At 29.3% G+C, this 22670-nt stretch carries 21 protein-coding genes; 8 read left to right on the top strand and 13 right to left on the bottom strand.

Features of this window, described 5'->3' with window-relative positions; translation table 11 throughout:
• Positions 1-120 precede the first annotated feature (120 nt).
• Complete coding sequence (locus J8H85_RS01540; RefSeq protein ID WP_209651965.1) at positions 121-1593, bottom strand: TonB-dependent receptor; 1473 nt, start codon at positions 1591-1593, stop codon at positions 121-123.
• Positions 1594-1847: 254 nt separating this feature from the next.
• Between J8H85_RS01540 and J8H85_RS01535 the strand changes: the two genes are divergently transcribed.
• On the top strand, positions 1848-2609 hold the full coding sequence (locus J8H85_RS01535) for an MBL fold metallo-hydrolase (RefSeq protein ID WP_209651963.1): 762 nt from the start codon (positions 1848-1850) through the stop codon (positions 2607-2609).
• A gap of 91 nt (positions 2610-2700) precedes the next feature.
• Positions 2701-3201, top strand: coding sequence for a hydrolase (locus J8H85_RS01530; RefSeq protein WP_209651961.1), 501 nt, complete (start codon positions 2701-2703; stop codon positions 3199-3201).
• On the opposite strand, the gene J8H85_RS01525 is transcribed toward J8H85_RS01530, so the two are convergent.
• On the bottom strand, positions 3194-3568 hold the full coding sequence (locus J8H85_RS01525; RefSeq protein WP_209651959.1) for a DNA topoisomerase IV: 375 nt from the start codon (positions 3566-3568) through the stop codon (positions 3194-3196). The two genes, J8H85_RS01530 and J8H85_RS01525, sit on opposite strands and share 8 nt — an antisense overlap.
• A gap of 41 nt (positions 3569-3609) precedes the next feature.
• Complete coding sequence (locus J8H85_RS01520) at positions 3610-3996, bottom strand: helix-turn-helix domain-containing protein (protein ID WP_209651957.1); 387 nt, start codon at positions 3994-3996, stop codon at positions 3610-3612.
• A gap of 291 nt (positions 3997-4287) precedes the next feature.
• Here J8H85_RS01520 and J8H85_RS01515 point away from each other — a divergent pair, with 291 nt between their 5' ends.
• The 4 genes from J8H85_RS01515 to J8H85_RS01500 all read left to right on the top strand — a co-directional run bounded on the left by J8H85_RS01515 (position 4288) and on the right by J8H85_RS01500 (position 8568).
• Positions 4288-5433, top strand: a complete 1146-nt coding sequence (locus tag J8H85_RS01515) for a M14 family metallopeptidase (RefSeq protein ID WP_209651955.1) — start codon at positions 4288-4290, stop codon at positions 5431-5433.
• A gap of 70 nt (positions 5434-5503) precedes the next feature.
• On the top strand, positions 5504-5983 hold the full coding sequence (locus J8H85_RS01510; protein ID WP_209651953.1) for an Lrp/AsnC family transcriptional regulator: 480 nt from the start codon (positions 5504-5506) through the stop codon (positions 5981-5983).
• A 180-nt stretch (positions 5984-6163) separates the two neighbouring features.
• A complete protein-coding gene (locus J8H85_RS01505; protein WP_209651951.1) occupies positions 6164-7615 on the top strand; it encodes an MBOAT family O-acyltransferase in 1452 nt (483 codons plus the stop codon).
• A 5-nt stretch (positions 7616-7620) separates the two neighbouring features.
• Complete coding sequence (locus J8H85_RS01500; protein ID WP_209651949.1) at positions 7621-8568, top strand: hypothetical protein; 948 nt, start codon at positions 7621-7623, stop codon at positions 8566-8568.
• Here J8H85_RS01500 and J8H85_RS01495 read toward each other — a convergent pair.
• The 8 genes from J8H85_RS01495 to J8H85_RS01460 all read right to left on the bottom strand — a co-directional run bounded on the left by J8H85_RS01495 (position 8565) and on the right by J8H85_RS01460 (position 15963).
• Entirely contained in the window at positions 8565-9176 is a 612-nt protein-coding gene (locus J8H85_RS01495; RefSeq protein WP_209651947.1) for a methyltransferase domain-containing protein, read from the bottom strand. The genes J8H85_RS01500 and J8H85_RS01495 overlap by 4 nt on opposite strands.
• Positions 9177-9202: 26 nt before the next feature.
• Entirely contained in the window at positions 9203-10507 is a 1305-nt protein-coding gene (locus tag J8H85_RS01490) for a phenylacetate--CoA ligase family protein (RefSeq protein ID WP_209651945.1), read from the bottom strand.
• 24 nt (positions 10508-10531) lie between these two features.
• Positions 10532-11548, bottom strand: a complete 1017-nt coding sequence (locus J8H85_RS01485) for an ATP-grasp domain-containing protein (RefSeq protein WP_209651943.1) — start codon at positions 11546-11548, stop codon at positions 10532-10534.
• Positions 11549-11559: 11 nt separating this feature from the next.
• Positions 11560-12585, bottom strand: coding sequence for a hypothetical protein (locus J8H85_RS01480; RefSeq protein WP_209651941.1), 1026 nt, complete (start codon positions 12583-12585; stop codon positions 11560-11562).
• Positions 12582-13457: a 1-aminocyclopropane-1-carboxylate deaminase/D-cysteine desulfhydrase gene (locus tag J8H85_RS01475; protein ID WP_209651939.1), complete on the bottom strand. Its 876-nt coding sequence runs from the start codon at positions 13455-13457 to the stop codon at positions 12582-12584. Before J8H85_RS01475 ends, J8H85_RS01480 begins: the two co-directional genes overlap by 4 nt.
• Before the next feature lie 10 nt (positions 13458-13467).
• Positions 13468-14094: a sugar transferase gene (locus J8H85_RS01470; protein ID WP_209651937.1), complete on the bottom strand. Its 627-nt coding sequence runs from the start codon at positions 14092-14094 to the stop codon at positions 13468-13470.
• Positions 14095-14096: 2 nt separating this feature from the next.
• Positions 14097-15266 (bottom strand): type III PLP-dependent enzyme domain-containing protein, encoded by a 1170-nt coding sequence (locus J8H85_RS01465; protein ID WP_209651935.1) that lies wholly within the window; start codon positions 15264-15266, stop codon positions 14097-14099.
• Positions 15267-15336: 70 nt separating this feature from the next.
• Complete coding sequence (locus tag J8H85_RS01460; protein ID WP_209651933.1) at positions 15337-15963, bottom strand: sugar transferase; 627 nt, start codon at positions 15961-15963, stop codon at positions 15337-15339.
• 208 nt (positions 15964-16171) lie between these two features.
• Between J8H85_RS01460 and J8H85_RS01455 the strand changes: the two genes are divergently transcribed.
• Positions 16172-16882 (top strand): class I SAM-dependent methyltransferase, encoded by a 711-nt coding sequence (locus J8H85_RS01455; protein WP_209651931.1) that lies wholly within the window; start codon positions 16172-16174, stop codon positions 16880-16882.
• A gap of 32 nt (positions 16883-16914) precedes the next feature.
• Here the strand turns inward: J8H85_RS01455 and J8H85_RS01450 are convergent, their stop codons facing one another.
• Positions 16915-18066, bottom strand: a complete 1152-nt coding sequence (locus J8H85_RS01450; RefSeq protein ID WP_209651930.1) for a glycosyltransferase family 4 protein — start codon at positions 18064-18066, stop codon at positions 16915-16917.
• 580 nt (positions 18067-18646) lie between these two features.
• Between J8H85_RS01450 and J8H85_RS01445 the strand changes: the two genes are divergently transcribed.
• On the top strand, positions 18647-20689 hold the full coding sequence (locus J8H85_RS01445) for a right-handed parallel beta-helix repeat-containing protein (protein ID WP_209651928.1): 2043 nt from the start codon (positions 18647-18649) through the stop codon (positions 20687-20689).
• Positions 20690-20754: 65 nt separating this feature from the next.
• Here the strand turns inward: J8H85_RS01445 and asnB are convergent, their stop codons facing one another.
• Complete coding sequence (gene asnB, locus J8H85_RS01440) at positions 20755-22650, bottom strand: asparagine synthase (glutamine-hydrolyzing) (protein WP_209651926.1); 1896 nt, start codon at positions 22648-22650, stop codon at positions 20755-20757.
• Between the last annotated feature and the right edge of the window lie 20 nt (positions 22651-22670).

The following is a 22670-nucleotide window of genomic DNA, read 5'->3' as shown; positions in this document are numbered from 1 at the left end:
GTCTATATATTGTCAAACTGAACTTGTTTCAGTTTCTAATAAATATTGATTATCAACGAGTTAAAATTCTGAAATGAATTCAGAATGACACTTGTTGATACTTTTCAGACAGCCTCTTTATTATTTATTTATTTTTCTCCGCTTATGTAAAACTAAAGGTTTTCGTGTGTAACCAAACATTCGGTAATCTTTAATTAAATCGGCAATTCCTTCTGGTAGCTTATCCTCCCAGCCACTTTCTCCATTAGCAATTTGTTGCATAATCTCTCGTGAGAATATGGTTAAACATTTTTTATCATAATCTTCTATATCAATAACTTTTCCGTTGTATTTAAAGAATTTATAAAGTTCTTTCATACGCGGATACACTTTCAAATTTTCACTGGTAATAAGTTCTCCTGTGGCAACATCAATCATTGGGTACAAGTAAACTTTCAAATCTTTAAAGAATAATTTACCAAATGCTTCTAAAATACCGCCACTCATATGGCGATAATATTTTTCATCAAAAATATCGACCAAATTACTAACACCCATGGCTAGACCCATTCTCGCTTTTGTGTAATTGGAAAAATACTCAACCACCTTGTAGTATTCCTGGAAGTTAGATATCATAACTGATTGTCCTAGAGAACACAACAAGTCAGCTCTATCCATAAAATCTTGTTCATCAATCTCGCCTTCTGCACGCAAGTTGGAAAGTGTGATTTCAAAAACAACTTCGGTATTTTCAGGGTCAACTTTTTTCTCGGCAATAAACATTTTATACGCATTTTCATACATATCTATATTTACTTGAGTTACAGGTCTAAAACTTCCTCTAAAGGCTAAAATATTTTTTTTGTAAAATACACGCGCTGGGAGTACGTTTTTTCCATCTGGCCCAAACATTACGGCATCCGTCATGCCATTTTTAACAAGTTGTAAACTCATTAATCGGTTATCCACATTTTTAAATAAAGGTCCGGAAAAATTAACAGTATCAATTTCTAGTTGATCTTTGTCTAAATGGTCGTATAAATAACGGAGTAGTTTTTTTGGTTCGTTGTATTTGTAAAAAGCACCATAAATTAAATTTGTGCCAATAACGCCAAGTGTTTCTTGTTGTAGTCTCGCATCAGTTTCTTTAAAACGAATATGCAAAATAATATCATTATACTCTTGGTTTTGTTCAATTTGGTATTTAATTCCAATCCAACCATGGCCTTTAAACTGCTTTGCAAAATCGATGGTAGTTACCGTATTTGCAAATGAAAAAAACATTTTATTAGGGTAATCTTTTCTAGAAAGACGTTTTTCTATAAGGTCAATTTCATGATTAAGCATTTTCCTTAATCGGGTTTCTGTAACATAGCGTCCGTCATCTTCAGCTCCATAAATAGCATCACTAAAAGCCTTATCGTAAGCAGACATGGCTTTTGCTATGGTTCCTGAGGCACCACCAGCTCTAAAAAAATGCCTACTAGTTTCTTGACCAGCTCCTATTTCCGCAAAAGTGCCATAAATATTTTCATTTAGGTTAATGCGAAGTGCTTTGGTTTTTAATGAAGGAATTTCTTCAAATTCCCTATCTCCCTTTAAGGTAATTTCCATGTTACTATTTGGGTTACATAATTATGTTAACAAAGGTATCAAATAATAGAACAAATAAAAAAATAACTCTAATTTTGTTAGTAGATTTGAAACGCTTTTAGCGAACACGTAAAATGACTCAATTATTTTCTTTTTTTTATAAAATAGTTGATGTTAAATTATTGATTTTTGTTAATATAGCTGTTTTAAGTGATGAATATTTTTAAAAATAGGCAGTTAAGTGAAATAAATTAAAAAAAGTAAAGTTAAATTTTTTGAAAATAACATTTTTAGGTACTGGAACTTCGCAAGGCATTCCCATTATAGGAAGCACACATCCTGTATGCTTGAGTGATAATAAAAAAGACAAACGGTTACGTGTTTCTGTTTTGGTAGAATGGGACGGATTTACTTATGTAATAGATTGCGGTCCGGATTTTAGATATCAAATGTTACGCGCCCAATGTACTAAAATTGATGGCGTTTTGTTTACACACGAACATTCCGATCATACTTCAGGGTTGGATGATATCAGGCCTTTTTATTTCAAACAAGGTAATATTCCTATTTATGCACATAGGCGCGTTTTAAAATCTCTTAAAATACGTTTTGATTATATTTTCGCCACAAAAAACAGATACCCTGGAGCGCCTACCGTTATTACAAACCGTATAAAAAACAAACCTTTTGTTTTAAATAACTTAGAGGTGGTACCTGTAAAAGGGAAGCATGATAGGCTACAGGTTTTTGGTTTCAAATTCAATGATTTTGCATATTTAACCGATATGAAAACGGTAAGTGAGAAAGAAATTGAAAAAATAAAACATATAAAAGTATTAGTGGTTAACGCCTTAAGGATTGAGCCACATCAATCTCATTTTAATTTAGAAGAAGCACTTCAATTTATTAGTAAAGTAAAACCGGAAAAAGCATACTTAACGCACATTAGCCACATGTTGGGATTTCATGATGCTGTTGAAAAAACATTACCAGAAAACGTATTTTTGGCCTATGATGGTTTAGAAATAACAATTTAAATTTAATAAAGTAAGGAGCATGTTAAAAAACAGCCTTGACAAAGAGAGGTTATTAATGAACAGCATGCGCCCTTTAAAATAAAACACACCCATGAAACAGAAAATTTTTATGTACCTATTCGTTTTTTGCATATTACTGATATTGTTTCAGTATGTGAATGCCAAACGGGTTTTTGAAGATATGGACCATAAATTAGAAAATTATAAAGAACAAGCGAAACGTTATAAAGATTCCGTTGCTGTTTTGCAGGATGATAATTTAGATTTATCGCATTTTAATTTTGAAAGAAATGAAGACGCCATCAGTTATTTTGAAAACCAAGGTTATAATGTGGCAGAATTGGTGCCTTTGATAAAAGATGAGCTCTATAAATTAAATGAAGAGAAAGGGGAACACCCTATTATTCCGTACGCTTCTGAAGAAGGAAAACGAATGATGATCAACACCATCAAATTATTAAATCATAAATGGATTATTGCCGATTTCTCAGATGGCCATTATTGGGGAGAATTATTCATAACCTACCAAATAAATGAAGATAAGCAGTTAACATTTAACTTAGTGGAGTCGTTTTTATACCCTTTCAATTAGCCGCTACTTTGTAAGCAACTCCTTTTTGTTTTTTTGTTTCACCAACATAGGAGTATTCGTAAGTGTATGAAGAGTCTGTTGTTGTTAGAATTTTCAAATGAATATCCTTTTGTTCTGCCATATTCTTAGGGTTTATGGTTTTGAAAACAACCTCGCAATCATTAATCCAGCGTAATTGAGAGGAGTCAGTTTTCTTATTGTAAGTTTCAATTTGGAGCGTTTCTGTGCGTTTAAATTTCGATTTAAATAATTCGCCGTCAATAGTTACTTCGCTATAGAATTCACCTGTTTTAAAATCAGTGCAATTGCGTGTTGTTTCATAACAGCTAAACAGGCTAAATAAAATTAAGAGATAAAGGAATTTCATGTATTTGTATTTCCGCACAAAATTACTAAACTTAAATAGTTTTAATTCTGAAAATTTTTAAAACTTCCATCAGAATAAAAAATAACAATCCGTTCAATTGTTTTGTCGTGATTAATTTTGGATTCTATTTCTTTTTCAATTTTTGGGGAGGGAGACGGTACTGATGTTATTGAGCTAAGATTTTGTGCTGCTGCTTTTTTTGTTGAAGGAAATTCACCTTTGCCATTTAGTAACCAATACAATTCAACTTCTGGAAATGCCGAAAGTATTTTTAAAACAAATTCTAAACTTGGTTTATTTCTGCCGGATAAAATATGCGAAATACTTGAGCGTTGTACGCCAATCTTTTCAGCAAAAGAAGAAGCGGATTCTCCGTAATAATCTATCACTTGCTGTAGTCTTTTAGTAAAATCCTCTGTGTTTATCATTGTAACTATTACAAATGTATCTTTGTGTTACAAATGTAATCAATTATCGTTAGAATAAATCACATTGGTGGATAAAAAATTCATTAATAATAAACTAAAACTTCATATAATAATATATAAATAACTGAAAAGCAACAAATTATTGCATTTTAAATAAAACAAAACTTATATTGTTTACATATCTAACAAAATAGACTGATTTAATGTATAACATTGTAAACAAAACAACTAAATTAAATGTTTACAAATGTAAATTTGTAATTGTTTACATTTGTGTCATAAATAACAAGGATGCAAACAGAACATATTAAAGCACTTTTTTTTAAGTATAAAGAACAAGGTTTAAGCCACCGTTATATTACCAATAAGCACATTGAACCTTTGTTGGATAACATGGTTAATAAATTGCAAATTGAAACTATTGGGCACTCTGTTTTAAACAACCCCATTTATGGTGTTAAAATTGGTAATGGAGACAAGCGTATACTTATGTGGTCTCAAATGCATGGAAATGAATCTACCACCACTAAAGCATTGTTCGATCTTTTAAACACCCTTTTAAGCGACGAGCCAGATGTTACACATATATTAAGTTCTTGTACTTTGTATATCATACCTATATTAAGCCCTGATGGAGCCAATGCATATACAAGGATTAACGCCAATCAAATTGATTTAAATAGAGATGCTCAAGATTTAACACAGCCGGAAAGCAAAGTGCTTAGAAATGTTTTTAAGGCTTTTAAACCTCATTTTTGTTATAATTTACATGGACAACGCACTATTTTTAGTGCTGGAAACGTAAATAAGCCAGCAACTGTATCGTTTTTGGCACCAGCTCAAGATGAGGCATGTACTATAACACCAAACAGAAAAATAGCTATGGAGGTTATAGCGGTGATGAATGCGGCTTTACAAGAAGTTATTCCCAATCAAGTTGGGGTTTATGATGATGCGTTTAATATAAATTGTGTTGGCGATACCTTTCAAAGTGAAAATGTGCCTACAATTTTGTTTGAAGCAGGGCACTATGCTGATGATTACGCTAGGGATGAGACGAGAAGTTTTATTTATATGGCTTATATGGCTTCGTTGGATTATATATCAAAAAATGAAGTTACAGGCGTTCATTATGAATCGTATTTGGAAATTCCAGAAAATGAAAAATTATTTTTTGACACCATTATTAAGAATGCTAAAATAGGAGATGTTATAACAGATGTTGGAATCTTATATCAAGAAAAATTAATTGAAAATAAAATCCATTTCATTCCTAAAGTTGATAAAATAGAAAATTTAGAAGCCTATTTTGCGCATAAAACGATTCAAGCTAATAGTTTAGAGGTACTTAGTTTTGAAAGGGAATTATTGAAAGTTGATTACGAAAACGTTTTCGTAATAATGAATAATGAAAAAATCTCATTATTACCGAAATAAAGTGTATGTATTATGCGTAATTATTAGTAAAAATGTATTAATTTTGATTTATATTTAAGAATAGTTAATTATGGGGAAAATTAAATTAGACGAAATTGATCATCAGATTCTTGACATGTTAATTGATAACACAAGAATTCCGTTTACAGACATTGCAAAAAAATTATTAATATCAGCAGGTACAGTTCACGTACGTGTAAAAAAAATGGAGGAGCAAGGAATTATTAAAGGCTCATCATTGATGTTAGATTATAAAAAACTTGGATATTCATTTATAGCATATGTAGGTGTTTATTTAAATAATACTTCGCAAACTAAATTTGTACTTGAGCGTATTAATGAAATTGCATTTGTTACTGTAGCGCATATTACCACTGGGAAGTTTAATATTTTCTGCAAAATTAGAGCACGTAGTACAGAGCATGCCAAAGAAATCATATTCAAGTTAGATGATATTGAAGGTGTTTACAGAACAGAAACCATGATTTCTTTAGAAGAAAGCATCAACGACAAAAAACGATTAATGCATTCCATTTTTAATGAGTTGTAATCCACTCGAATAAGTTTAAAAAAGCTATTTCAATTAAGAAATAGCTTTTTTTTTTGCTCTATTTACTGATTATAGTTTTATTAAGTTATTTAAAGATTTTTTTTGTTGTTCGTTAACTAATACATGAAGTTTGTACTTTAGCTTTTTCACTAATTTAACTTACGTTTATAATAGTTTTGTATGGTATTTAATTCTTTAGAGTTCTTTATATTCCTTCCTATTGTTTTTGTTCTTTATTGGTTTGTTTTTAAAAAACATTTAAAAGCTCAAAACATCCTAATTTTAATAGCTAGTTATATTTTTTACGGTCTTTGGGACTGGAGGTTTTTGTCTTTGATTTTATTAAGTACTATAGTTGATTATTATGTAGCTTTAAAAATAGATTCTTTAGAGGATAAGCATAAACGAAAATCTTGGCTTTGGGTTAGTGTTATTTTCAATGTTGGTCTTCTAGGTTTTTTTAAATACTACAACTTTTTTGTTGATTCATGGGTAGATATGGTCTCTCTATTAGGGTATGAAATAAAAAGCACTTGGACCTTGCGTGTTATTCTGCCTGTAGGTATTTCTTTTTATACATTTCAAACCATGTCATATTCATTTGATGTATATTATAAAAAATTAAAACCAACTAATGATTTTTTATCATTTGCAGCCTTTGTTAGTTTCTTCCCACAATTAGTAGCAGGCCCTATTGAAAGGGCTTCTAATTTATTATCACAGATATTAAACAAGCGTACTTTTAGTTACGACCAAACAGTAAGTGGCTTGAAGTTGATTTTATGGGGTTTATTTAAAAAAGTGGTAATTGCCGATGCTTTAGCTCCAATGGTGGATGATATATTTACAAATTACGCTACTTATCCGGCATCAACGCTTATTTTAGGGGTTGTGATGTTTAGTTTTCAAGTTTATGGAGATTTTAGTGGATATTCTGATATCGCTATAGGTACAGCAAAACTTTTTGGTGTTGAACTCATGTCTAACTTCAAATTCCCTAACTTTTCAAGAAATGTTGCTGAGTATTGGCAAAGGTGGCATATTTCTCTTTCCACCTGGTTTAGACATTATGTTTATATCCCACTAGGAGGTTCAAAAGTAAGTAAGTTGAAATCTGTTAGAAATATTTGTATTGTATTTTTAGTTAGTGGATTTTGGCATGGTGCTAACTGGACGTTTATATTTTGGGGTGGTTTTCACGCATTAGCCTTTATTCCTGTTTTTTTAATGGGCAGAAATGCAATTTATAAAGATTCAGTAGTGGGGGAAAATACCTTTTTTCCAACATTAACAGAAATAGGGCAGGTGCTTTTAACCTTTAGCATTGTTACTTTTTCTAGAATATTCTTTAGGTCGGAATCAATAACAGCAGCCTTTGGTTTTATAAATAGAATTTTTACTGATTTCTCGTATGGAACTTATAATCATCCGATGGGATACAGGATGATTGACTATTATATATTGATTGTTTTGTTCGTAATTTATGAATATATTATACGTAAAGATGAACGTTCACCATTTAAATTTAAATCAAAAGTGGTTAGGTTTGTTATATATACTTTAGTAATTTTATTGATGCTACTATTTTATGATAGCAATGTTGATAGATCATTCATTTATTTTCAATTTTAAAGAAGATGAAAAAATTAGTTGTAAAAAGTACATTTTACTTAATCTTAATATTACTAATGTTGGAGGTTATTGTACGTGTATTTCATCTATACAATGAATTACCGGAAGAATATGCCGATGAAAACGGTATTTATAAATGGTACCCTCAACAGGTTGGTTATTCCGTTTACGGAAATAGACGTCAGGTCTATACTGAATATAAAATAAATAGTTCTGGCTATAATTCATATAGAGAATTTAAGCCAAGTAAAGATAAATTTGAACTCGCACTTTTGGGTGATTCCTATATAGAAGGTTTTCATCAAAATTTCAATAAATCAGTAGGTAATAAAATTGAAAAAAAAATAAAAGACATTGAAGTTTATGAATACGGACATTCATCAAACGATTTCGCTGACCAAATGCATATAATAGCCAATAACAAAAAAACCTTTGATTTGATTGATCATATTATTATAAGAATAAAATATGAAAAAGATTTACGAAGAAAAAATTACTCATTTGTTGTAAGACAGCCTTTCTTTATGGCTTTTAGAAAATCAAAATTAGTTGTATATCTTTTGAACATAGGAGCCATGGAATCTGTTAAAGAATTACACCGAAATATTTTGTCATTAAAAAATGGTAGCAATGACAAAAAAGAAACCCAAAAGGATACCCAAATAAATGAAGATGCGCTATTTTTAGATAACTTTAAATGGCTTACTACAAAGTATGACATTAATAAGGATAAAATCACATTTCTAATTGATAGTAGAAAGACTAGCAAGGAGTTTTTGAACTATTTAATACAAGAAAATTTTAATTATATTGACCATGCAGCTTCTTTTGAAAAAGCCGGAAAAAAACCAACTACCCTTATTTTTGACCAACATTGGAACGATTATGGAAGGTCTTTGATTGCCAATGACATTGTAAACTATATTTTGAAAAATAAAATTTATAAAAATTAAAAGTTTTTATAAACGAAAACTCTCCATTTGTTTGCTGACCCTTTAAAAGTTCCTGAACTAATTATTTGGTCATGACACGTGGGGTTAAAATAAATGATAGTAACTTTTCTTGGAACACGCTCTAAACTTTTTCCAATATTATCCATAACGCTTTTCATAACTGTAGCAGGAAATGGGTTATAGAAATAGATATAGTTATAAATATCTATATCAGTAAAATGCACTGCATCTTCATTGTATATATTTACGTTTGAAACATTTAGTTTTTTCATGTTATCAATAGCAATGTCACATAGTTTTTTTGATATTTCAACCCCATCTACCTTTCTAAAAGGAAAATTTTTAGATATAATGTATAAAATCTTGCCTTTTCCACACCCAAAATCTATAAAATTATCATTTTCAGTGATAGACATAGATGATAATATTTTTTTAACTCTATTGCTGCCTGCCGTTTGGTAATAATAGGAGTTTTCATCTGATAAGCCTAATTGTTCTAAACTTAGTACCTCAGTAAAATCAAGACCTTGTCTTTTTTCTTTTATTATATATATATTATTTCTAATTTTTAATAATATGGAATATACTTTTTTTACAAGGCCAATCATAGATACTGTGTTTTAAAAAATATAAATTAATTCATTTCATTAATAACTTGTTTTCTTTTTCCTGAAGATAATAAAGGCACTTCTTCTACATATTCAATGGTTACATTTGCGTCATTTCCTAAATATGTTTTACTGTCTGCTATTAGTTCTTGCTCTTGGTTAAAGGATGTCCAAGGGTTAAGCCTAAAGATGTATTCTTTTTTATCCTTTTGAGCAAACTGAAATTGTTTTAATTCAGAGTATTCAGACATTTTTTGCACAACCATATAAGGTGATAAAATGTCACCACTAGTGTTGTAAATTAAATCTACTTTTCTTCCTTCTATTCTTTCAAAAACAGTAACATTATTAACTACATTATAACTAGCCAAATCTCCTGTATCATATCTAATAAGAGGAACACAATAATTAAATAAATCGGTTACAACAATTCTACCAACTTCACCAGGTTTAACAGGTTTGTCTTCTTTTAAATCGAGTACTTCAAAATAATAACTAGCTTCGTTTAATTGATATTCATGCCCTCCAGAATAAGATTGCTGTGCCATAATACCACACTCCATATTGCCATATCTGGCCACTGTTGGCGTCTTAAAATAATACTGCATTTTATCTTTTGTAACTACGTTAAGCGCATCTCCATCTGTAATTATAGACTTTATATTTAAACCATTTAGCTGTTCTTCTGTTGCAGAATTGTCAAGATAATTAACTAATATATCACACATAGAGGCAAAACAAACAATTGATTTGTTATTTTTATCTGTTTGCATATCAAGTAATAGTTTAGCCATATCTTTATCGGTATAATTAATTACACCATATAATCTTATGTTTCTCTTAAAAGATTGAATAAGATACTTCGTTCCTGTTTTATGCCATGCCCTAATTAAATACAATTTATCTCCTAATTGATATCCACCATTCTCAGCAAAATAAATATTATCAGCCAAGTGTCTATTGCGCTTGTTTTTATTATGGAATAATTTAAAAGGAGTACCAGTAGACCCCCCAGTAGATACTTGGATGTTTTTTTTGTTTAAAAATTCTTTCGATTGAAAACTTTCATAATTTGATCTAATTATGTCTTTATTTATTACAGGAAAAGAACTAAGATCAGCCTTTTTAGCAGCTTCACTATAGAAATTTGTGTTTTTTATGGCATGATTAAGTAGCCTTACTAAATATTTGCCTTTTAATATTTTAGCTTCAGTGGATTGCTTGTTTTCGTTAATAAGTTTAATTTCGTTGTAATGTTTTTTTATAGCTCCACCTCTTATGGTGTCAGTTGACCAAAAAAGAGTTTGTCTTATACTTGATAAAAAGCTCATATTGTTTATTGGTTTTGTAAGTTTTTATTTAATATCGATTTTAATAATCCGATCACACTTCGAGAACATCATATCTGCTTTAAAATTATTGTATTTATCAACATCAAAATCATCACTAAGCCAAGAAACGTATATTGAGGTGGTATTGATGCCTGCTTCATGAGAGAAGGGGTAACCACCTCCAAACCTAGGGTTCATTTCCAGGAAGTAAACTTCTCCATCAGCAACAAAGAAATCGCAATCCATATTTCCTACATGTCCTGAATTTCTCCCAATTAGAGCACCAAGTGCTGTGAATTCCTCATCAATAACAGATATGGCTTTATCTGTTTCGCCAGAACGCATTGCTAGTTTTTTTCTAACAAATGTCCCATAATAATTTCCTTTTAAATCATTTAAAATATCAACTCCGTATTCATCACCATTAATTTTTTCTTGTATAATAATACTACGTTCCCTGTCTGCTGCACTTGCTTCATTTAAAATAGATTTCAATATTTTAATATGTTGTAATTTATAACAGAGTAGGAGTTCTTCTTCGTTTTCGGCAATATCAATACCAATGGAAGCGCTTCCCCATCTAGGTTTTATAATTAAAGGATATTGTAGTTCTTTGTTATTTATAGCTTCAAGTACATCTCCTATGGTTAAGTATGTTTTGGGTGTTTTTATGGCTAAGGCTTTAAAAAAGAGAAATGTTTTCCATTTATCAAAAGCTATATCTACAATATTATCGTTTGAGATGATAACTTTGGTCCCTAAAGTTTCAAGTTTTAGTTTGTTTTTTGCTAATATTGGAAGCTCTAAATCGTTTAGGGAGATGATGGCATCTATTTGGTAATCCTTAACAATAGTTTCTAGTGCTTCAATATATTTTGGATCTGTAATTCTTGGAACTATTACTGCTATGTCAGCATCTACTAATGATGGTGCTGTTAATTGATTGTCTGCAGCGACAACTTTTCCTTTTCCATTTAGGGATTCCTTAAAATAATTTATTAAGTAATTTCTTCTTCCTGCGCAGGTAAATAATATATTCAATTTTTTATTTTTTAGTTAGACAATTCCAATCTGTATTTGGGGAAGTACCCCGAATCATCCTTTTTTTGTTCGTTTGTAATTAAACTATTATATATTTCTGGAAGTACAATTAATTTGCATACTTTCCAATCAACATAATTTTGGGTAAATGATGCTTTGAAAGACATTAAAGATCCTGTTCTACCACCAGAGCCTCCACCTAAGTTTAAGTATTTTATTGTATTATTTTTATAAAGCTCTCTACATTTATCAAACAGAATCCTAACAGGACTTGGTTTAAAGTATAGTTCATTTGTAAATGCCAATTCTATATGGGCAATTTCTTTAGTATTTGTGCAAAAAACACCTGCCATAATATCTTTGTTGCTATTGTTGATGGCAATAAGTAACTTAGTATTAAATAATTTAGATTCAGAAAGTGTTTTAAAATAGTTTTCATCAAAAAAGAATTTCTTATCAGCATTAAGTCGCTTCATACTATCATGGTACAAATCAATGAAGTGTTGTAAATCTTTTTCTATTATTACCTCCTGAATAGTACATTTGTTCTTTAATTGTGCTATTCTTTGTTTTGTGTTTCGCTTGTATGAGAGTATTTGGTTCTCATTGTCCATTTCCTGATCAAAAAAAATGAGTTCACCGATTGTTTGGATATCAAATAAACCGGATAATATCTTTTCTTGAGTTTTTATATAAGGATTCATTTTTGAAAAAACTGAAACTATTTGTTCTTTCTTTAAAAACTCAAGAAGTTTGTTGGAGAATCTCGATGTATTGAATTTATTATCAACTTTCAATGAAACAGGACCTACATAACCATGTACTGATGTTAAATCAAAATGTTCAGAATTATTTATTTTTCTCTTTAAAAAAGGAATAGCTATTTCAACATCCTCTTCATTATAGGTAATTAAAATAGGGGAGTCATTTTCGCTTTTAAGAGCGTTGTGGTATTCGTAGGTATGATAAAAATCATAACTATCCATTTTCAATAAATAATTATTCCATTCATTTTTATTTTCAATGACTTTAATCATTTAGCAAAATAGTTATAAATACCTCCAGTGTACCAAAAAAGAATTTTTTTCGAACTTAGATTATTTTTCAATATTATTTGTTCCATACCATAAAACGCCTTAGCTGTATAGGTGGTATCTAATATAACGCCGTATTTAGTTAACGAATTTTCAGAAATGGTTTTAATCTCTGGATTGTATTTATCATAGCCTTGGCATAAAAAATCATCTGTAACTACAAATTCATTATACGTTTTAGGAATTTGATATTCATCACAAAGCTTACCATAAAATCTCTTAATATCATTTTCAATAATACTTTTCTTTCTACCTACCGAAATACCAATTACTTTGCTCTGTACATTATATTTGGACAACCCAGCTAAAATACCTGCCTGTGTACTTCCCGATCCTGATGCTAAGAAAATATAATCTGGTATAAAATCACTACTGGCAATATCTTTTACTACATCAATATAAGCTTTTCCTCCTTCAAGTGTATGCCCACTTCCAACTAAGTAATAAGGCTTTAATCCCTTAATGTTATAGTCGCTCATTGCCTTATCCATTTTTTTTGAAATATCAATTGGCTGAGAAAAAATCAATTTTGAGTCGGAACTTCTTATTATTTTGGCATTCCCCCCTTGACTATAAAAATTATCCTCTCCTCCATGCAAAACAAGAGCGCAGGCAATATTATTTTTTTTACAATAAATTGCTACAGCTCTACAATGGTTTGATTGAATAGCCCCAGTAGTAACAATCGCATTATATCCATTGCTTTTTATGAAATGATCTAAAGCCATCATTTTCCTTGCTTTGTTTCCCCCACCCAAATAAGGGTATACATCATCTCTATAAATGGCAAAAGTGTCTGTGATAGGATGTAACATTTAAAAAAAATTAGTTTTGGTTGATTTTTGTTTGAGTCCGATATACATCTAATGCGCTATTGGTCTGTAAATCTATATTAATGTCTGAGGGAAACAATACTTTTTTTATGGTTTTAAACAGGATTTTGAGATCAAACAAAAAAGACATTTTTTCTACATATTCAACATCAAATGCCAATTTTTCATCCCAACTTAATTTATTTCTACCAGATACTTGTGCTAACCCTGTAACACCTGGTTTTACATTATGTCTTAACTTTTCTTTTTCAGTATAATACTGTAAATACGAAACCCTTAAAGGTCTTGGTCCTATAAGGCTCATATCTCCTTTTATAATATTAATTAGCTGTGGAATCTCATCTAAAGAACTTTTTCTTAAAAATGCCCCCCATTTTGTTGTTCTAGCCGCATCTGGTAAAAGAACCCCGGTAGTATCTCTTAAATCATTCATTGTTTTAAACTTAATAATTTTAAAAACTTTTTCGTTTTTACCAGGTCTCCATTGAAAAAAAAACGGGTTTCCTTTATGGATAATATATGAAACAACAATAACAAGTAATATAACAGGTATTAAAATAATAAAACCTATTATAGAAGCTGCTAAATCAATCAATCTTTTAAAAAATGCTTTATACATAACTAAAATTCATAATTAATTAATAAATCATCAATTTTTTGCCTATGTCTTTCAACAGAAACTTTACCATTTTTATCTAATGATATTATAGCTGGTATATAATTTATAAAATTAGGAGTTTTAACTATGGTATAAGCCCCAACGTTATCAATTAGAATATAGTCATTACGCTTTACTTTTTTTATAGTAATATTATTCATAACAACATCCTTTTCCATACAAGTTGAACCTACAACATCATATAGTTTTGACGATGGGTGATTTTCTTTTTTTGAGATTATTTCATAAGGTAAGTTTAATTTATGTCCTGTGGGTTTTACATTGTAAATTCCACCTTCAATTAGTAAAAACTTTTTACCTCTAATTTTTTTTATATCAATTACTTTGGCCACAAAAGATAGGGCGTTTGACACTACTGAAACTCCGGGTTCTAAAATAATATAAGGGCTATGTTTATTAAACCATTCATCATCTTGAAATGATTCTACAATGGTTTTAGCATACTCTTCAAATGTAGGAGTAGAAATATTCAAAAGATTTTTGGGCATGGGTCCAAAAAATCCACCTCCAACATTAAAATATTCTATTTCATTTAAATTAAATTCATTTCTAACATTGCATAATGTTTTTGCTATTGTGTTAAAGTTTTTCAAACTTCTATCTGAAGTTGATGTATGACCATGTAAAGCATTGATAACAACACCTAGTTTATTTAATAATTTAATTGCTTTTGTAAACTCTTTACTGGAAAAATCAAAACCAAACCTACCAACATCTAATCCGTCTTGTATTGATGAATACCCGTTTTCATCAATTAAAGACATATTTATTCTTAATCCAACTTTAAATGTTTTATCTGGGTATTTGTAAACTAATTTTTCTAAAATCTTAATTTCATAATAAGAGTCTAGATTAACAATACTGTTTCCAAGTAAAGTTCTTTCTAAATCATTTTCTTTTTTTAGTGGACCATTAAAAATTATTTTATCAAAATTATAACCTAATTTTATTGCCAAATCTAACTCCATTTCCGATACTACTTCAGCAAATACACCATTGTTCTTTGCTATTGAACAAAGTTTAGGGATGTAATTAGTTTTATAAGAATATCCGATTATAATTTTGTCATGATACTTATTGAAAGCAAATTTTAGGTCTTTTATATTCTTCAAATAATTATCTTCATGAAGAATATAATAGGAATCTCCTAATTCTTTAGAAATTATTTCAAGTTGGCTATAATTATACATTTTTGTTTGGTATAGTTCTAATTTTATCTAAATCCGGTTCCATGGAATATGAATTTACTGCCACATCTTTGGAAATAATGACATTCAAGATGGTTGTTAGAAGTATTTTTATATCAGATTGAAAATTTATATTTTGAGCATATTCTACATCCAACTTTAATTTTGAATCCCAATCCAAATTATTTCTACCATGCACTTGTGCTAATCCTGTAATCCCAGGTCGTACTGAATGTCTTAACTTTTCGTTTTGGGTATAATAGGGGAGATACTTAACTATTAAGGGTCTAGGCCCTATTAAACTCATTTCTCCTTTAAGGACATTAATAAGCTGTGGTATTTCATCTAAAGATGTTATTCGAAGGAATTTTCCCCATTTAGTCAGCCTATTTTCATCAGGTAAAAGCACCCCATTTTCATCTTTCAAATCATTCATGGTTTTAAATTTAATTATTTTAAAAATAATTTCATTTTTCCCTGGTCTTAATTGGTGAAAAAAAGGTGTATTTTTATGTACAATTAATGAAATAATAGATATTAAAACTATAACTGGAGATAAGATTATTAACCCAATTAATGCAGAAAAAAAATCAATAACTCTTTTAAAAATTGCTTTGTACATTCTTCTTATTAATAGCAGTATAACATTATATATACATTCAAAGATATGATTTTCTTTCCTATTGTGTAATCTGAAAGTTGATATTCGACCTTGTTTGAGATTTTATCGATTATTAGCATTCTTACTAAAGATTCTGACTATTAATGTTTTTTATTTTAATATTCCATAACATTACATATATTTACTACAAACCATAAATATTTAATTCATGAATAAATTTAGTGTTGATTTAAGTAAAAAACTCTATGCTACGACACTATTGGATAAATGGAGCAAAATTGAAATAATTTATCATCATGAGTCATTTTTAATAAAAAAATATTTAATTGATAAAACTAAAAATGTATTGGAAGCCGGAACTGGAGGTGGGAGGTTGGTGTTTTATATTGAGGAATTGGGTTTTAAAAATATTTCAGCGTTTGATTTTGTTCCAGAAATGGTAGATTATGCAAATAATAGAAAAAGGATTGTCAAATCAAACATTGAGTTTATAGTTGCAGATGCTACGGATTTGTACCAATATGAAAATGATTCTTTTCACTATTTAATCTATTTTCAACAAGTTTTAGGATTTATATCTGATGAATCCTTGTTTAAAAATTCGTTAAAAGAAGCCTATAGGATTGCACAAAAAAATGCTATTGTAATGTTTTCCTTTTCTGAATGGAATTCTAGAAAAATCAACCCGCTGATAAGTATAGTTGTAAATTTTTTGAGGATTATTAGAGGAGAGAAATATCAAAAACATCATTTACCTTGGCTAAAATTAAATGGAAAATTTAACTGGAAATTTTTAAATAAAAATCAACCGTTGGTATACTGGGTAAAGAAGGATTATTTAATTTCACTTTTAGAAAATATAGGTTTTTCCGTAATTGAAGTTTATGGTGAGTTAAATTTAGTATGTAAAAAAATATAGTTATTTTTTATAACGCATTTTTTTATAAAGGTTTAAAGCTGATTGTACTCATTTAAAATGGCATTCCAAACGATTGTTTGTTCATAATTAGAAACAATATGTTGCCTTGATTTCTCCCCCATTTGTTTCGCTTCTACAGGGTGCGTTAATATATATTCCATAGCATTAAATAATGCTTGGGAATCCTTAGTTGGAATAATAATGCCACTATCATTGTTTTTAATGATTTCATTACATCCATTTATATCTGTAACTATACTAGAAAGCTCCATGGCACCAGCTTGCATTACTACATTAGGAAAACCTTCACGGTAACTAGGGAAAGTTAATACATTGGAAATAGCAAAATAAGGTCTAACATCATCAACCCAACCCGTAACAATTATATTGGAGTTTGTATTTATAATTTTCATTGTTTCAGGAAGCAGTGGGTCTAAATCATTTTCGTATGTCCCAACAAGTAGTAACTTAACATGCCTATGGGCTTTATTTAGTATATTAAATGCCTCAATCAATTCATTAATACCTTTGTCTTTCACCAATCTTCCTACAAAAATGAACACGAAGTCATCTTCTTTTATTCTTAATTTTTCTTTAATTGATTTTTTAAACATTTCATCAAAATGACAAATATTGAAATGATCAGTGTTTATTCCATTAGAACTTCCATTTGCCAAAACTTTTAGCTTGCATTTAGAAGTAAAATGGTTTTCTAAAACAATATCCGCCAATCCAAAAGAGTTGGGGTAAATTTTACTAGCGCATCGATAAGTTATTTTTTCTACTATATTTAAAACTAACCGTTTAAGTCCTTTAGTTTCAACTAATGGTAATCCAGCTATGGTGTGCAACCTATTGGGCACTTTAGCTAATTTTGCAGCAACCATAGCTAAGGTTCCTGCTTTGGGAGTATGAGAATGAACTATAAAAGGTTTTTCTTGTTTGAATAATTTATATAAATTGTATAAAGCAATGGTATCTTTGATAGGTGTGATTTTCCGTGTCATTTCTACAGGAATCACACGTATATTTTCACTTTTAGACAACTCATTTAGCTGGTTGTTACTCCCTTTTGATGATACTCCAATTACTTCAAAATGGCTTGATACATGTTTCAGTTGACCATTTAATAAAACCTTTAAAGATCCTGGCACTGTAGTTATTCTAATAATTTTTTTTTTCATAGTAATTTATTATGTAAATAATAATATTTACAAGGCAAATATATAAAAGTAATTAGCTACATATATATAATGTCTGTTTATTGTACCATTTTATGGTTGATACAGCAAGTTTTTATCAGAATTCGATTAGTTTTTTATTTTAAATTAAAACTATACACGCATGATAAAAAGAATAAATACATAATTGGTTCTTGAAAATTGTAAATTTCTAAATATTTTCACCTCTATTAAATAAAAATATAGTCACTTTTTTCTTATAAAAAAAATGTTTTGTAGTTCAATTATTAATTATAAAAAGAAGTTACAAGTACTTATTAACAACTAGTTAGGGATTTCTTTAACCTGTATTACATTTGCGATTCGAAAAAATATTGCGTTAAAAAATCTAAACTAAATTTTTGAACGTATATAGGTTTAATATAATCATCTAAAAACGTTTTATCGAAACAAAATTACATTTCAACGATTTTTTTAATAAAAAAATAGTGTTTTGTCTAAAAAACAAAACCCTTAATCGATAATTATAATTTAATTTTTAATATTGAACCTAGTAATAACTTTTTTCCAAATTTAAGAACTTATGAAAATGATTAATAAGCCTATGCTATATCTATTCTTTGTACTGTTGTCTGTAATGGCATGTAATAATGAAGAACTATTTATTGATGAGTCAATAACCGAGGTTGTTGAAGGAACTGACCAACCAGAAGACAATACAGATATTGTAAAAAATAATACACCATGTAATTTTGATTTAAGTACTATACAAGCTAACCAAACTGTTGTAATTAATTGTGTTATGGATTTAGGAGGGGCTACAATTAACCTACCTTCAAATGTAACAATTGTTTATGAGGGAGGTGATATTATTAATGGTACTATAAATTTCTCTAGTCAAAATGTAATTTCAGGAGAACTTTTAAATTCTACTTTAACCATTAGTGGATATAAACCTCAAATAAAAGATCCTGTATTTAATTTTGATCCTAAACGATGGGGAATTGTTGAAGGAAATGTTTCTCAAACTGTCGCAAAAAATAATAAAAACATTATTAATTCTATTATTAAGCAAATAAAAGAATTAGGTATAAATACTTTAAAAATAGATAAATTAGATGCATATTTTTACGGGGAAACAGAATGGAGTTATGCTATGGATTTACCCTCTGATTTTAATTTAATAATGACACCTAACACTAAATTGAGGGTTTTTCCAACTAATACAATTAGACCAGCTCCATTAGTAATGATACAAAATTCTACAAATGTAACTGTTACAGGTGGGTATTTGTATGGAGAGCGAGATGAGCATGATTATTCAATTAATGGTACACACGAACAAGGACATTTAATTGTAATAAAAACAGGGATAAATGTAAAGATTGAAAATGTACATATGAGCAATTCAGTTGGTGACGGACTTGATATTGAAAGTTACAGGTTTGCATATGATCCATTGTATGTGCCGAGTAAAAACATTTTGATTACTGGTTGCACTTTTGATTCAAATAGAAGAAACAATATGTCCATAACTGATGGTGAGGATATTATTGTAGAAAACAATACTTTCTTAAATGCAGGAATTAATACTGCAAAATCAAATGGAACTGCACCAAAATGTGCTATTGACATTGAACCAGACATACATGATTATAATGCTCCTTGGCAGCAAGTAAAAAGAGTAATAATTAGAAATAACACTGAAAGAGGAAGTGCTAGAGAATCTTTAGAGATTTTTACAGGTGATGATATTTTGGTTACCGGGAATGATTTTGAAAAGCACATGGGTATAAGTAGAGCGTTTAATGTTAAAGTGGTTAACAATCAACTGGGAGGAATTGATGCAGGTATATCTGAAATAACTGATCCAAGAAATTATGAAGTTTCTGGAAATGTTATCAAATCTGAAGGTTATGGTATATTTGCTTCTAATCCAGGGGTTAAGATTTTTAATAACACTATAACAGATTGTTCCATAGGTATTTTAGCTGTAGAACTTAAAGATGCCAATATTTACAACAACACTATTAAAAGTAAAGCAGATGGAATTAATCTTAGAGGTGGTGGTAACGTGAAAATTGACAATAATATAATTGATGTTGATAGACCATTTTTCTTTCAAGGAGCGAATGATTTCACTATTTCGAATAACACTGTTAACGCTTTGAATTTTGGAGCTTTTGAATCTTGTAGTGAATTTAAGATAAATAATAATAGTTTTAATAATGGCTTAAGACTTTCTTCTTCTTCAAATGGAGTTATTCAAGCAAACAACTTTAAAATAATAAATTCAACTACTGCAATAAATATTAGAGAACAAGGAACCAAAAATCTTCAAATTTTGGGTAACTATTTCGAAAATACAGATACTCAAGGTTATGATATTTTTGCAGAAGGCAATTCAGCTTGGGGAAATGCTAACATTACTGTTAGTGATAACCAATTTAATAACACAGGAGTTCGTTTTAATAATTTTAATGGAGTAACTTTTAAGAATAACATTTCCACAAAAGGATCAATTTATTTTATTGGAAACAATTCTTATTTTGAAAACAATAGAGGGTTTAGCGGAGAACTTTTGAACCATAATATACAAGGATCCAATAACACAATAATTAAGTAAAAACACATATTCTGATAATAAAAAAAAGACTAAGAAAGCACAATAGCCTGCTTTCTTAGTCTTTTTTATATACTATAATTTTTAGTAAACCATTTTTGAAAACAAAAATAGGTCCATACCATAAAGGTATTGTCTTTTCCGTTTAAGTGTTCTGTTACTAATTTAGTTATAGCGTTAGCATTAAATATTTCTTGAGATTTAATAAAATTAGGTTCAATATAACTTTCTAATTCTCTTCTCAAAATAGATCTTAACCAATCTCCAACAGGCACTCCAAAACCTGCTTTGGATTTATCTAAAAAATCTTTTGGGAATTCTTCTTTAAAAGCATCTTTTAAGATGTATTTTTTATTCCACCCTTTAATCAAGTATTCTTGGGGTAATTGATTGGTATATTCCCATATTTTTTTATTTAAAAAAGGGGATCTACATTCTAACGATGATAGCATACTGGTTCTATCTACCTTAACAAGCATATCGCCCTCTAAACTCATTACCTTGTCAATAGCTCTGTATTCCAATAAGTTTTTGGGAGAATTAATTCCTGTTTCCTTTTTGTAATATTTAAAGGGATTATTAATATGGAAGTCTGCCAATAAATAATGAGATAAAGTTTTTGAGGTAAACCCTAAAGAAATAATGTCCCAGTAATAATTATCAGAATAGTCAATGGCATTTAAAACCCGTCTAGATTTAAATCGCAACCCTCTATTATCGTCTTTTGTTTTTAATAAATAATTTAAAGGATTTGAAACTATTTTATGAATAGTTTCAGGAACCATTTTTGTGTATTTATGGTTGATACTACCAATATAATATTTATTATAACCGCCAAATACTTCATCACCTCCATCACCGGTTAGGGCTACTTTTACATGTTGGCTCGTTTTACTGGCAACTATATAGGTAGGTAGGGAAGAGGAATCAGCAAAAGGTTCATCAAAATTATTTAAAATATCATGGATGTTATTTTCTAAATCTTTTTCATTTATAATAAACTCATGGTGTTTACTGTTTATTAATTTAGAAACCGTTCTAGCCTTATCAGATTCATCAAATGTTTTTTTTTCAAAACCTACTGAAAAGGTATTTATTTGTTTATTACTCATCTGAGCTAAGCATAAGGAAACAATTGAAGAGTCCACACCTCCTGATAAGAAAGTTCCAATGGGAACATCCGATATAGAGCGACTCTCTACGCTTTCCTGAACTAATTGTCTTACTTCTACACTTGCTTTCTTAAATGTGTTTATTTTTGACTTTAAAGGTTTTGGTACTTCAATTGTACAAATTTTATAATCTTGTGTTTGAACATCATAAATTATAAAATGGTTTGCTTCTAATTTGCATATGTTTTTATATATCGTATATGGGGAAGGAATATAAGTTAGTTTAAAAAACAGGTTTAAACCAATTTTGTCAATTTCTGGAATATTATTGTTAAGTTTTAAAATAGACTTAAGCTCTGAAGCCCAAATAAATTTATCATTTGTTTTAGTATAATACAGAGGCTTTTCTCCAAAAAAATCTCTAGCAATAAAAACTTTATTTAAATTTTTATCAAAAATACTGAATGCAAACATCCCATCTAATTTCTTAAATGAATCTGTACCTTGATTTTCATAAAGTTTTAAAATTACTTCGGTATCACTATGTGTTTTAAATATAACACCAGTACTTATTAATTCGTTTCGTAATATTTGGTAATTATAAATTTCTCCATTAAAAACAATAACAATTTTTTTATCGTCAGAATAGATTGGTTGTTTGCCTGAATTTAAATCTATAATAGAAAGTCTTCTCATTCCTAAAGCTATAGAAGTATTTTCTGTAACATGTGTGAAAACACCATCATCATCAGGCCCCCTATGAATAATTAGATCATTCATTAAAGTTATTTTTTTTCTTAATTGATCTTCGGATTCTTGCTTAAAAGATATAAAACCGTTAATTCCGCACATAATTTATATATTAAATTGTA

The sequence above is a fragment of the Mariniflexile gromovii genome, from assembly GCF_017814435.1.
GTDB classification, from domain to species: domain Bacteria; phylum Bacteroidota; class Bacteroidia; order Flavobacteriales; family Flavobacteriaceae; genus Mariniflexile; species Mariniflexile gromovii.
This window is presented reverse-complemented; position numbering and strand designations above follow the sequence as displayed.

Excerpts from the sequence above, each read along its gene's own strand:
- J8H85_RS01500 (WP_209651949.1), top strand. The coding sequence starts at position 7,621 with ATGAAAAAATTAGTTGTAAAAAGTACATTTTACTTAATCTTAATATTA.
- J8H85_RS01525 (WP_209651959.1), bottom strand. The coding sequence starts at position 3,568 with ATGAAATTCCTTTATCTCTTAATTTTATTTAGCCTGTTTAGCTGTTAT.
- J8H85_RS01505 (WP_209651951.1), top strand. The coding sequence starts at position 6,164 with ATGGTATTTAATTCTTTAGAGTTCTTTATATTCCTTCCTATTGTTTTT.
- J8H85_RS01455 (WP_209651931.1), top strand. The coding sequence starts at position 16,172 with ATGAATAAATTTAGTGTTGATTTAAGTAAAAAACTCTATGCTACGACA.
- asnB (WP_209651926.1), bottom strand. The coding sequence starts at position 22,650 with ATGTGCGGAATTAACGGTTTTATATCTTTTAAGCAAGAATCCGAAGAT.
- J8H85_RS01510 (WP_209651953.1), top strand. The coding sequence starts at position 5,504 with ATGGGGAAAATTAAATTAGACGAAATTGATCATCAGATTCTTGACATG.
- J8H85_RS01530 (WP_209651961.1), top strand. The coding sequence starts at position 2,701 with ATGAAACAGAAAATTTTTATGTACCTATTCGTTTTTTGCATATTACTG.
- J8H85_RS01540 (WP_209651965.1), bottom strand. The coding sequence starts at position 1,593 with ATGGAAATTACCTTAAAGGGAGATAGGGAATTTGAAGAAATTCCTTCA.
- J8H85_RS01475 (WP_209651939.1), bottom strand. The coding sequence starts at position 13,457 with ATGTTACATCCTATCACAGACACTTTTGCCATTTATAGAGATGATGTA.
- J8H85_RS01495 (WP_209651947.1), bottom strand. The coding sequence starts at position 9,176 with ATGATTGGCCTTGTAAAAAAAGTATATTCCATATTATTAAAAATTAGA.
- J8H85_RS01490 (WP_209651945.1), bottom strand. The coding sequence starts at position 10,507 with ATGAGCTTTTTATCAAGTATAAGACAAACTCTTTTTTGGTCAACTGAC.
- J8H85_RS01460 (WP_209651933.1), bottom strand. The coding sequence starts at position 15,963 with ATGTACAAAGCAATTTTTAAAAGAGTTATTGATTTTTTTTCTGCATTA.
- J8H85_RS01470 (WP_209651937.1), bottom strand. The coding sequence starts at position 14,094 with ATGTATAAAGCATTTTTTAAAAGATTGATTGATTTAGCAGCTTCTATA.
- J8H85_RS01515 (WP_209651955.1), top strand. The coding sequence starts at position 4,288 with ATGCAAACAGAACATATTAAAGCACTTTTTTTTAAGTATAAAGAACAA.
- J8H85_RS01450 (WP_209651930.1), bottom strand. The coding sequence starts at position 18,066 with ATGAAAAAAAAAATTATTAGAATAACTACAGTGCCAGGATCTTTAAAG.
- J8H85_RS01445 (WP_209651928.1), top strand. The coding sequence starts at position 18,647 with ATGAAAATGATTAATAAGCCTATGCTATATCTATTCTTTGTACTGTTG.
- J8H85_RS01520 (WP_209651957.1), bottom strand. The coding sequence starts at position 3,996 with ATGATAAACACAGAGGATTTTACTAAAAGACTACAGCAAGTGATAGAT.
- J8H85_RS01480 (WP_209651941.1), bottom strand. The coding sequence starts at position 12,585 with ATGATTAAAGTCATTGAAAATAAAAATGAATGGAATAATTATTTATTG.